Annotated in this window: 11 protein-coding genes; 1 reads left to right on the top strand and 10 read right to left on the bottom strand. The window is 70.5% G+C overall.

Annotated features, from left to right (window positions below; genetic code table 11):
• The first annotated feature begins 5 nt into the window (after positions 1–5).
• Entirely contained in the window at positions 6–131 is a 126-nt protein-coding gene (locus ABZ910_RS18175) for a hypothetical protein (protein WP_361365610.1), read from the top strand.
• Positions 132–220: 89 nt separating this feature from the next.
• Here ABZ910_RS18175 and ABZ910_RS18170 read toward each other — a convergent pair whose 3' ends face one another.
• From ABZ910_RS18170 to ABZ910_RS18125, 10 genes are all read right to left on the bottom strand, one after another.
• On the bottom strand, positions 221–1432 hold the full coding sequence (locus ABZ910_RS18170) for an HTTM domain-containing protein (protein WP_361365607.1): 1212 nt from the start codon (positions 1430–1432) through the stop codon (positions 221–223).
• Positions 1429–2022 carry a DUF5819 family protein gene (locus tag ABZ910_RS18165; RefSeq protein ID WP_361365604.1) on the bottom strand — a complete coding sequence of 198 codons (594 nt, stop codon included), beginning with the start codon at positions 2020–2022 and terminating at the stop codon, positions 1429–1431. The genes ABZ910_RS18170 and ABZ910_RS18165 overlap by 4 nt, the downstream gene beginning before the upstream one ends.
• Positions 2023–2540: 518 nt before the next feature.
• Positions 2541–3389 carry an SGNH/GDSL hydrolase family protein gene (locus tag ABZ910_RS18160; protein ID WP_361365601.1) on the bottom strand — a complete coding sequence of 283 codons (849 nt, stop codon included), beginning with the start codon at positions 3387–3389 and terminating at the stop codon, positions 2541–2543.
• A 360-nt stretch (positions 3390–3749) separates the two neighbouring features.
• Positions 3750–4763 (bottom strand): hemolysin family protein, encoded by a 1014-nt coding sequence (locus ABZ910_RS18155; protein WP_361365598.1) that lies wholly within the window; start codon positions 4761–4763, stop codon positions 3750–3752.
• On the bottom strand, positions 4760–6127 hold the full coding sequence (locus ABZ910_RS18150; RefSeq protein WP_361365595.1) for a hemolysin family protein: 1368 nt from the start codon (positions 6125–6127) through the stop codon (positions 4760–4762). The genes ABZ910_RS18155 and ABZ910_RS18150 overlap by 4 nt, the downstream gene beginning before the upstream one ends.
• A gap of 207 nt (positions 6128–6334) precedes the next feature.
• Positions 6335–6760: a GNAT family N-acetyltransferase gene (locus tag ABZ910_RS18145; RefSeq protein WP_361365592.1), complete on the bottom strand. Its 426-nt coding sequence runs from the start codon at positions 6758–6760 to the stop codon at positions 6335–6337.
• Between the two features lie 74 nt (positions 6761–6834).
• Entirely contained in the window at positions 6835–7593 is a 759-nt protein-coding gene (locus ABZ910_RS18140) for an ABC transporter ATP-binding protein (RefSeq protein ID WP_361365589.1), read from the bottom strand.
• A gap of 9 nt (positions 7594–7602) precedes the next feature.
• The gene (mdlC, locus tag ABZ910_RS18135; protein ID WP_361365586.1) at positions 7603–9240 is read right to left on the bottom strand and encodes a benzoylformate decarboxylase; all 1638 of its coding nucleotides are present in this window, start codon (positions 9238–9240) and stop codon (positions 7603–7605) included.
• On the bottom strand, positions 9237–10025 hold the full coding sequence (locus ABZ910_RS18130; protein ID WP_361365583.1) for an ABC transporter permease subunit: 789 nt from the start codon (positions 10023–10025) through the stop codon (positions 9237–9239). Before ABZ910_RS18130 ends, mdlC begins: the two co-directional genes overlap by 4 nt.
• On the bottom strand, positions 10022–10948 hold the full coding sequence (locus ABZ910_RS18125; protein ID WP_361365580.1) for an ABC transporter permease: 927 nt from the start codon (positions 10946–10948) through the stop codon (positions 10022–10024). The genes ABZ910_RS18130 and ABZ910_RS18125 overlap by 4 nt, the downstream gene beginning before the upstream one ends.

The following is a 10948-nucleotide window of genomic DNA, read 5'->3' as shown; positions in this document are numbered from 1 at the left end:
CAGTCATGGCCGACGAAGGCCTCAGTCGCAGAGTGAAGGCGCCGGCAGGTACGGCCCCGTTGCACGAGCTCGATGCCCGCAAGGGCATGATCGAGTGGGCCGAAGTGTTGTATTTCCGCAGCTCACAGTAGGTGCACGGGCGTGAAGCTCCTGCTTGGCGGGCGCCACCGCCATGACCGGCCCGTTGACGGCTACCGCCATCCGTCTTCGACTCCGTCAGTCAGTACTTCGCTCTGGAGGGCACCTGTGGTGTCGGCGCCACAGCTCGCCTCCGTGAGACCGCGCGCGCCACACGGTCGCCTGCTCGACGCAGCAGTGCAGTCGGGAGGAAGAGTGCGTCGGCCGAGATCATCGCCAACGCGAAGAAAGGCAGGCCTAGCACGATCCCGATGCCCGCGTGCATGGACATCATGATCGCAACCATTACGGTTCTCACGCGGCTGTTGAAAAGGGTGAAGGCGAAGCCGACTTCGGCGATCACCGTGCCGTAGGTCAAGAGCAGGACGATCAGACTGCTGTTGGCGATGGCGTGGGACAAAGCGGGCCACGGGGTGACGTCGTCGAGGTGCAGCACGTAGTAGAGCGCCGTTCCATTCTGCCAAAAGGAGCCTTGGATCTTGTACCAGCCGGAAACCGCATAGATGAGGCACACCTGGGCTGCGATCACGAACATCGCACCCGCGTGCACCACGTTGCCGACCATTTCCATGACGGTGCGGGGCTCTCCGGGGCTGTAGCGTCGCACCAGCCACCACGCCAGCTGCGCCAAGACGAAGCCCCAGAGCAGCAGCGCCCAGCCGGTATCCAGCTTGCCCAGCCCGGTGACCAGGGCGAGCACGGCAGTGAAGAAAGCCCACATCACGATCCCGACCACGTCCCGGCCACCGTCGCGGCCGTGCGCGGCACGCCGCGCGTCCAACGACCAGACCCGGCCGCAGCGGGTGAATATCAGATAGATCGCCATGACGTGGATGACATCTGCGCCGCCGTCCCCCTCGAAGGGGTTACGGTTCTGGAGCGCCAGCACACCCGTCATGAAGAGCAGTGAGGCTGTGCGGGTCCGCCACCCGAGGAGCAGCATCACCGACGCGGCGATCGCCGCCACGTAGACGATCTCGAACCACAATCGGCTGCCGTCCCACATGAGTACGGTGAAAGCCTGGTTCGTCGCGTTCCATTCACGGGCCATGGCCCAGTTCCAAGGGCTGTCCGCCCCGTAGAGCTCGTTACGGTGCACCCACTCGCGCAGCAGCAGGGTGAGCCAGGCAAGTGAGATGCCGATTCGAATGACGGCCGACTGGTACGGCGCGATGACATCGCTGGTGATACGCGCGAGACCTCGCCTGACAGCGGCGCCGATGCCGCGCGAAAGTCGGGCGGATGGGGACTGTTCGGATGCGTGGCCGGGCGTGGCCGGAGAGCGTGTGGTCACTTGAAGTCCTCCGCCTTGACGGCCCACCACGGTTGAACCACATAGCTGGTCCGCGTGTTGATCTGCTGAACACTCCACGGGGGCTGTCCCACGGGCGTGTCGGCCGAGCGCAGCTGGATGAATCGCACGGTGCCGCCGTCGACCTGTGGTCCCAGACGATGGGCGACGATGCGCAGCAGGTACTGCTGCATCAGCTTCCCGTACAAACCAACTGGACGTCCCTCGTTGTCGAGCGAGTCGACGTAGTTGTTCCAGACGTGATGAAGCTCGTTCTGATGCGCTTGGCTGGGAAGAGGATTGTGCACGATCCTCTCGTCATCCATCGCGGTCAAGTCCACCCAGCCGGTATCAGCGAGGCCCCCGCTGGGCATCTGTACTTTCGCGTGAGCCTGCACGTGGGTATTCGCCGATTGCGGATTGGGGGCGTAAAGCTGCCACTCCTGCGAAAACTCGGGGACGACATACTTGTCGATGTCCGCGGCGTGCTGCTGGGAGAAGGAGTTCAAGGGGGCGCTGTTGAGGAAGAGCATTGCCAAGTGCACGGTGGCCGCGACCACGACACCCACGATCGCGAGCGCGATGATGCTCACCGATACAGATGAGAGACCGTGCTTTCGGCTCGCCCTGTCGACATGACCCATTGGTCGCCGCCCTGTGCGTTGCCCTGCGCGGTGCCCTGGACGGGGGCGCGTCACCTAGAACTCTGATCGCCGCGTCATCCCGGCGACAACTGGAGGCTGGAAGTGCCCCGTTCCTTTATGTTCCCTCGCGTTCGCCGGAGTGTCGACCGGGGACGGTCAGGCCGTTACTACCGGTATATTCGCGAATTTCGAGAGATGGCCCAACCAGCCGAACATGAGCGCAGTACTGGGGTGACACGCCTCAATCGGCCAGCGACAACCCGGCCCCGGTCAAAGTCCGCGGTTGGGGTGCACGCGAAAGCTTCCGCTGGGAACTCGAAGGCAACGAGGCCGAACTGCGTCTCAGCCTCGGCCGACCGTCGCGCCTGACCATGGCGCCCGTGGGAGGTGCTGCTCCGCGACGAGTCAACTGGCCGTCTGCCCTGAGTCGTCGCGCTCCCGGTGTTCCATGGCCTCCTGCTGGAGTGCTAGGGCACCATCTGTCGCCAGTCCGTCACAGGGCCGGGGTTTGTGTGGTCCGCAGGGGTGATCCAGAAGGCTTGGCCCAGCTCAGCGCTGAACTGGGCGCCTGTCCGGCCGTCCCCGGACGAGCGGCCGGTCAGGCGGCGGCCTATCCACGGCAGCAGGTACTCCTTGGCGAACCGGGCGTCCGCGACCCGACGCGTCACCCACCCCGGCGGCACGGTGGCCGGCATCGGCGTGCGCCATTCCGTGTCCCCGGGCTCGTAGCCGAGCGTCTGCCAGACCGCCTCGGCGACCCGGCGGTGCCCCTCGTGCGTCAGGTGCAGCCGGTCCACGTCCCACAGCCGTGGGTCGGCGAGCGAAGGCGCCCCGTACAGGTCGACCACGGCGGCGCCGTGCCGCTCGGCGAGGTCGTCGATGCAGGCGTACAGCTCCTCCATGCGCGGCCGGAACCGTTCCAGGACCGGGCCCTGGCGGCCGGGGCTGCGCATCAGCACCAGCTGCTTGCAGGAGGGGGCCAGGCGCTCCACCGCCTCCGTCAGCAGGCCCCGCACCCGGCCCATGTCGCACTTGGGCCGCAGCGTGTCGTTGAGGCCGCCGACCAGCGTGATCACATCGGGGTTCATGGCCGCCGCCACGTCGATCTGCTCGTCGACTATCTGGCCGATCAGCTTGCCGCGCACCGCGAGGTTGGCGTACCGGAACCCGGGGGTGCGGGCGGCCATCCGCGCTGCGAGGAGGTCGGCCCAGCCGCGGTAGGAACCGTCCGGCAGGAGGTCCGACATGCCCTCCGTGAAGGAGTCGCCGACGGCGACCAGGCTGGTGTGGAGGGGAAGTGTGGGGTTCGTATGCATGGGACCGTAATGGTATCCCGGGGGCATACCCGGTGGTCGGTCGGTTGTGTGGTTCTGCGCCTGCAGCTCTGTGGCTCGTTATTGGCTCTCTCGCCTTCGGGGCGCCAAAGCCGGGGTCGGGACGGCGATCGTGCTCAGCCCTTCGGGCCTCCGCGCTCCCCGAAGCTCTCAACTGCGTTCGAGCAGGGAGGTGCCCCCCGTGCCGTCCCGACCCCGGCGCGCCCCTACGGCTCCTTCGCGGCCGACGCGTGGGGACAGCTGATGTTGGTGGGCCCTGGCTGTCTGTTGGTGCGGGCTGGTTGGCCGTCTTGCGGTTGGTCACTTTCGCTTCCCGGCTGCCTGGCCCTGTGCCCTTCTCGCTCACGCATGCTGGCCGAAGAGCTCTCTCAGTACGTCCTCCATCGTCACCAGGCCGGCCAGCCGGCCGTCGGCGCCCAGGACGGCCGCCAGGTGTGTGCGGTTGCCCCGCATCGCGGTCAGGACGTCGTCAAGGGGGGTGCCCTCCGTCACGCGGGGGACGGGGCGGATCTCCTCCGGGCGGAACGGCATGTTCCGGGGGGAGGCATCCAGTGCGTCCTTGACGTGCAGGTAGCCGGCGATGCGGCGGCCCTCGTCGACCACGGGGAAGCGGGAGAAGCCCGAATCCGCCGACAGCCGCTCCAGTTGCTCGGGTGTGACACCCACGCGCGCGTAGACCACGCGTTCCAGCGGGACCACGACGTCGCGTACGGGGCGGCGGCCCAGTTTCAGAGCGTCGTGCAGCCGCTCGCGTGCACGGTCGTCGATCAGGCCGGCGTCGCCGGCGTCCCGCACGATCTGAGCCAGCTCCGCGTCCGAGAACGTCGCTGTGACCTCGCCCTTCGCCTCCACGCGCAGCAGCTTGAGCACACCGTTGGCGAAGGAGTTGATCGCGAAGATCACCGGGCGCAGCGCACGGGACAACCCCACCAGAGAAGGCCCAAGCAGCAGGGCGCTGCGTGCCGGGTCGGCGAGCACGAGGTTCTTCGGCACCATCTCGCCGAACAGCATGTGCAGATACGTCGCGAGGGTCAGCGCGATCACGAAGGAGACGACGTGCCCCGCGCTCCTGGGGACGCCCACCGCGTCGAACACCGGCTCCAGCAGGTGCGCGATCGCAGGTTCCGCGACGATGCCCAGGACCAGCGTGCACAGCGTGATGCCCAGCTGGGCCGCCGCCAGCAGTGCGGACACGTGCTGCAGGCCCCACAGGACGCTCTTTGCGCGCCGGTCGCCTTCCTCGGCGTACGCCTCGATCTGGCTGCGGCGCACGGAGATCATCGCGAACTCGCCGCCCACGAAGAAGGCGTTGACGACCAGCGTCGCCAGACCGATCAGCAGTTGTACGGCGGTCACCGGTCACCCTCCCCCTTCTTGTCCAGCTCTGCTGTCCCGCCCCGCTCGGCGTGCTCGGTGTCGCACGGGGCATGCAGCAGTACTCGGGCGGCGCGGTGTCCCGACGCGTCCACCACGTCGAGACGCCATCCGGCGACCTCGACACGGTCCCCTGTCTCGGGTATCCGGCCGAGCTCGGTCGCGATGAGGCCGGCCAGGGTCTCGTACGGGCCCTCGGGCGCTCGCAGGCCCACGCGCGCGAGCTCGTCCGTGCGGGCGGCGCCGTCCGCCGAGTACAGCCGCCGGCCCTCCTCGTCGGTCCCCGCGGGGGCGAGGCCGGGCGTCTCGTGCGGGTCGTGCTCGTCCCGCACCTCGCCGACGACCTCCTCCACGATGTCCTCCAGGGTCGCCACGCCCGCCGTACCGCCGTACTCGTCGATGACGACGGCCATGGTGCGCCTGCCGGAGAGCCGGTCCAGAAGCCGGTCGACGGTCAGTGACTCGGGGACCAGCAGGGGCTCGCGCATCACCTGGGCGACGGAGCAGCGGGGCCGCTCGACGGCGGGCAGGGCCAGGACGTCCTTGACGTGGGCGACACCGACGACCGCGTCGAGGTTGCCGCGGTAGACCGGGAAGCGGGACAGGCCGGTCGCCCGGGTCGCGTTGGCCACGTCCTGGCAGGTCGCCTGGACGTCGAGTGCGACGACCTGGACGCGCGGGGTCATCACGTTCTCCGCGGAGAGGTCGGCGAGGTTCAGGGTGCGGACGAACAGTTCGGCGGTGTCCGCCTCCAGCGCGCCCGCCCTGGCGGAGTGGCGGGCGAGTGCCGCCAGCTCCTGCGGTCCGCGTGCGGAGGCCAGCTCCTCGGCGGGCTCGACGCCGAAGCGGCGCACCACGCGGTTGGCCGAGTTGTTGAGGTGCGTGATGAACGGCCGGAATGCGGCGCTGAACCAGCGCTGGATGTTGCCGACCCGCTTGGCCATGGCCAGCGGTGTGGAGATCGCCCAGTTCTTGGGCACCAGCTCGCCCACGACCATCAGGAACACCGTGGACAGGGCGGTGCCCAGGACCAGCGCGAGGGAGTGCGCCGTCGAGGAGGAGATGCCGATCGCCTCCAGTGGGCCCGCGATCAGCTTGGCGATCGACGCCTCGGCGAGCATGCCGACCACCAGGTTGGTGACCGTGATGCCGAGCTGCGCCCCGGACAGCTGGAACGTCAGGTTCCGTACGGCCTTGAGTGCTCCCGCGGCGCCGCGCTCGCCGCGCCGCGCGGCCAGTTCCAGCTCGCTGCGTTCGACGGTGGTCAGCGAGAACTCGGCGGCGACGAAGGTGCCGCAGGCGAACGACAGGAGGATCGCCACCAGCAGGAGGAGCACGTCGGTCATCGGGTCACCTCCGTCCCATGATCGGACAGGACGGGGCGGTGCGCGCGATGTCCGCGGCGCGGACTCGGTCGCGGACCGGGAGGCTCGCCCATGGGCGGATGCTCACACCTTTCACGGGAGTTCCGAGAACGATCGAGTGCCTCCCATGGTAAAGGACGGGCAAAAGGGTTCGGTTGGGTCGAGCGGCTCGGTCGGGCGCGGGCGGGTTCAGTCGGTCAGGGGCTTCACCCAGCGCCGCCAGTGGTTCTCGCGGTGGTAGCCGGTTGCGGACCACGTGTGGTGTGCCCGCTCGTTGGCCTCCAGAACCATGGCGTCGACGCGTCGTCCGCCCAGGGCGAGAAAGCGTTGTTCCGCCGCTTCCAGCAGGGCCGCGGCGATGCCCTGCCGTCGGCAGTCCGGGTGCACCGCCAGCCGGTAGGCGGAGCACCGCCAGCCGTCGAAGCCCGCTATCACGGTGCCGGTCAGGCGGCCGTCGCGTTCCGCGAGAAGCAGGGCTTCGGGGTCGGTTGCGATGAGTCGGGCCACTCCGTCGTGGTCGTCGCTGATGCTCGTTCCTTCCGCGGCTTCCCGCCAGAACCGCAACACGGTGTCGATGTCGGAGAGGGTGGCGCGGCGGATGTGGAGATCGCTCATGCAGGTGAGCCAAACAGAGTTCCGGCCTGACTGGCGAACAGGTTTCGCCGAGGACGCGTACGGCGTCCAGGAGTTCAGGAGGGTGTGCCCGCGCGCACCGCTCGCCCCACCTCGGCCCTCAGCTCCACGAACGTCGGCAGGCCCCGTGTGTTGATCTGGTCGCGCTCGCTCGGCAGGTCGACCGGCAGGTCCAGGGCGATCTTCGAGGCGGGGCCGGGCGAGAGGACCACGACGCGGTCGCCCAGGTACACGCTCTCGTCGATGTCGTGGGTGACGAACACGATCGTCGTCCCCTCCGTGCCGTGGACCTCGAGGAGCAGGTCCTCCAAGTCCTCGCGGGTCTGGGCGTCGAGGGAGCCGAAGGGTTCGTCCATCAGCAGCAGCGAAGGACGGCAGACCAGCGCGCGGGCGATCGCCACGCGCTGCTGCATGCCGCCGGAGAGCTGCCAGGGATGGCGGCGGGCGGTGCCGCCGAGGCCGACGCGGGTCAGGATGCGGTCCGCCTCGGCGCGTCGTGCCGTACGGCCGAGGCCCTGGCGGCGGAGGGGGAGTGCGACGTTGTCGCGGACCGTGAGCCAGGGGAAGAGGGAGCGGCCGTAGTCCTGGAAGACGACCGCCAGCCGGTCGGGCACCCCGGTGATCGGCGTTCCGTCGAGCGTGATCGTGCCCTCGCGCGCGGGCAGCAGACCGGCGATCGTGCGCAGCAGCGTGGACTTGCCGCACCCCGACGGGCCGACGACGCACAGGAGTTGGCCGTCGCGGACGGTGAGGCCTATGTCGTGCAGGACGGGGTGGTCGCCGTAGGACTGGGCGACGGAGTCGAGGCACAGCATGGCGGTCGGTCACCTGGCCCAGGGGTCGGAGTACGCGGCGTCCTCGGTGGCGGTGACGCGGACGTGGAGGAGGTGCGGGCCGGCCGCGTCGTCCGCGGTCACCGTGCGGTCCAGGGCCGGCGCGAGGTCCTCGGGGCGTTCGACGCAGGTCGCCGGGCAGCCGAAGGAGGCCGCCAGCGCGGCGAAGTCGATGCCTCCGATGTCCGTGCCGGGGACCGGGGCGATGCCGATGCGGCGGCCCAGCTGGCGCACCGCCGCGTAGCCGCCGTTGTCGAGGACGATGAAGGTCACCGGTGCTTGCTGCCGGGCCGCGGTCCACAGGGCCTGCACCGAGTAGAGCGCCGAACCGTCGCCGAGCACGCACACCACCCGGCTCCGGTCGGCGAGCGCGCGCCCGACGGCGAGCGGCAGGCCCCAGCCGAGGGCCCCGCTGCCCGTGGTGAGGAAGCCGCCGGGCGTGTGGACGGGCACGCGCGCGTGGAAGGCCTCGCGGTGGCTGGGGGTCTCCTCGACGAGGACGCGGCCCTGGGGCAGGCGGGCGCGGAGGAGGTCGAAGACCCGGTCCGCGGTGAGGTCCGCGGCCGCCGGAGTGGGTGGTGTGCGGGGCGGGGGTGGGGTGCGGTCCGGGTCCTTGAGGAGCTCGGTCAGGTGGGTGAGTGCCGGCTTGAGGGTCGTGACGATGCTGGTGCCGGTGGGGAGCCAGGCGGCCTGGGCCGGGTCGCAGTCGAGGTGGTACAGCTCGGTGCCCGGGGACAACGGCGGGCTGTCGTCCGCGACGTGGTACGTGAACACGGGCGTCCCCAGGGCCACCACCACGTCGTACGGCTCCAGGCGCGCGGCCAACTGGCCCGGCACCGGCGGCAGGAAGCCCTGGAAGAGCGGATGGGACTCGGGGAAGCCTGAGCGGCCCGAGAGCGGGCTGATCCAGACCGCCGCACGGGTCCGTTCGGCCAGGGCGCGGGCCTGCGGGAGTGCCTCCTCGTCGTCGACGCCTGGTCCGACGACCAGCGCCGGGCGCGCGCAGGTGTCCAGGCGGCCGGCCAGTGCCGCCAGCGCGGCCGGGTCCGCCGTGAAGCCGGCATGCACGGTGCGCGGGGCGACCGGTTGCGCCGGTTGGTCCCAGTCGTCCTCGGGGACGGAGACGAACACCGGCCCGCGCGGGTGGGTCATCGCGATCCGGTGCGCCTCGGCGAGCACGGCCGGCACGTCGGCGGCACGTACCGGCTGACGCGCGAACTTCACGTACGGGCGCGGGAATTCGGCGGGTTCGTCGGCGCCGAGGAACGGGCGCAGCTGGATCAGCGAGCGCGACTGCTGGCCCGCGACGATCACCAGCGGGACGCGGTCGCGGTACGCGTTGAAGACGGCGCCGAGCGAGTGCCCGACGCCGCCGGCCGAGTGCAGGCTGACGAACGCGGCCCGCCGGGTGCCCAGGGCGTGCCCGGCTGCCAGGGCGACGGCGGTGGACTCCTGGAGGCCGAGGACGTAGGTGAAGTCATCGGGCCAGTCGCGGAACATGCGCAGTTCCGTCGAGCCCGGATTGCCGAAGACGGTCGTCATGCCCGTGTCGCGGAGCAGGCGGAGCACGGCGTGCAGGACGGTCTCCCCGCCGGGCGCCGTACGGCTCGCACGGTTCATGGGGGTCATACGGGCCTCCCCTTGCCGATCAGTCGCTTCTCGGCCGTCAGGAGGCCGGTGTTGAGCAGGTGGCCGAGGGCGCCGAGCAGGACCAGCGCCGCCCACACGGTCAGCAGGTCGGAGCGTGACTGGGCGTCGGTCAGTGTGAAGCCGATGCCGTTCGCGGTGCCCGGCAGCAGTTCCGAGAACACCATGAGGATGAGGGAGAGCGAAAGACTCAGGCGCAGGCCCGCGAAGATGCGGGGCAGCGCGGAGGGCAGCAGGAGGAACCACAGCCGCTCGGCCGCGTTCAGCCGCAGTACGGCGGCCACGTCGAGCCGCAGCGGATCCGTGGCGCGTGCGCCCTCCGCCGTGTTGATCAACACCGGCCACACGGCGCTGAAGACGATCGACGCGAGCTGCATCGGCGTGCCGAAGTCGAAGACGACGACGAAGACGGGGACCAGGGCGGGCGGCGGGACGGCGCGCGCGAACTGCAGGACGGGGTTGCACAGCGCGTACGCCCGGCGCGAGCGGCCCACCGCCACGCCGAGCGCGATCCCGGCGACGGCCGCGAGTGCGAAGCCGGCCGCCATCCGGCCGAGGCTGGGCAGGATGTCGTCGACCGCGGCCCGGGTGAGGAACGCCCGGTCGGGCGGGCCCGAGAACCACAGATCGTAGGCGTGGTGCGCGATACGGAGCGGTGGTGGGAAGTAGACGCTGCCGTGGGCCCGGGCCGCCAACTCCCAGACGGCCACGGCGAGGGCGAGCACCAGCCAGCGTCCCAAGGCGCCGCGGACGGCGGGGGCGGTCATGGGCCTGCCTCGCGCCCGGGGGCGTCGCGCCGTGCGGCACGGCGCGGAGGGCTGAGGGTGGGGCCGGCCTCCGGCACGCGTCCCGAGCCGGCTGCCTCTCCTCCCGAGCCGCGTGCCGTGGCCCTCTCGCGGTGTCCCGGCGTCCAGGGGAACAGGCGCCGTTCTGCCCACACCAGCACCCCGTTGACCACCAGTCCCAGCATCCCCGCCCACACCACGCCCGCGAGCACGTCCCGGGTGCCGTCCGTCGCCTGTTCGGCCTGGGCGATGAAGATACCGAGGCCCTCGCCGAAGCCGGAGAGGATCTCGGTGGCCACGGCCAGGACGAGCGCGATCGCGGCCGAGATGCGGATCCCGGTCGCGATGAACGGGGCCGTGGCGGGCAGCTCCACGCGCAGGAGCACCGCGAGACGGCCGAAGCCGAAGGCGCGCAGCGTGTCCTTGGCGAGCGGGTCGGTCTCGCCCAGGCCGTAGACGGTGTTGAAGAGGATCGGCCAGACCGACGCGTACGTGATCAGCGCGACCTTGGTCTCGGTTCCGGAACCGAGCAGCAGGGAGACCAGGGGGATCAACGCCACGGACGGCAGCGGCCGCAGGAACTCGACCATCGCGCGTACGGCGGCGTCGACGACCGGCACGCTGCCCAGGAGCAGCCCCAGCGGCACCGCGATCGCACAGGCGAGGGCGAGGCCGTACGCCCACGCGCGCAGGGTGGCGCCGACGCCGTCCAGGAAGGCCGCGTCGCCGGTCAACCGGACGGCGCGGACGAGGACTTCGGAGGCGGGTGGGAGATAGTCGCGCCGGACGAGCCCGGCCCGGCTCACGGCCTCGCACACGCCGAAGGCGACGAGCACGCCGAGGACGCCGAGTGCCGTCTCCTGCCGCGGCCTCAACCCGGCCACCGCACGCACCGCTTCCCGCAC

Source organism: Streptomyces sp. NPDC046805, assembly GCF_040645355.1.
GTDB lineage: Bacteria > Actinomycetota > Actinomycetes > Streptomycetales > Streptomycetaceae > Streptomyces.
Note: the sequence above shows the minus strand (reverse complement) of the source record. Positions and strands in the feature narration are given on the sequence as shown.